The sequence below is a fragment of the Corallococcus sp. CA041A genome (genome assembly GCF_003612075.1).
In the GTDB taxonomy this organism is placed as follows: Bacteria; Myxococcota; Myxococcia; order Myxococcales; family Myxococcaceae; genus Corallococcus; species Corallococcus exiguus.
Map to the genome: position 1 here is coordinate 1 of NZ_RAWF01000789.1, position 253 is coordinate 253.

Genomic DNA, 253 nt, shown 5'->3' on the forward strand with positions numbered 1-253 from the left:
ACCTTCGGCATCTTGCCACCTCCATCGAGGTAACCCACCAGACGCCTTCCATCGTGCCGATGCGCAGGCTCACGGCCGCTCGATGGCCTGTCAGCTCATCCCTCGCTCAGGATCGGATCCAGACCCGCACGAAGAGCGAGCGGTAAATGGTTTCGTGAGACACGCGCATGTGGGGCTGCTCGGGGAAGTCCGAGCGCAGTCTGGCGGCAATCTGCTGGGGGCTCCAGCGCCGGGCCAGGCACTGCTCCACCTC

At 65.2% G+C, this 253-nt stretch carries 1 pseudogene; it reads right to left on the bottom strand.

The window, feature by feature from the left end:
• Window positions 1-127: 127 nt before the first annotated feature.
• Window positions 128-253: pseudogene (locus D7V77_RS45480) on the bottom strand (IS30 family transposase); the annotation flags it as partial.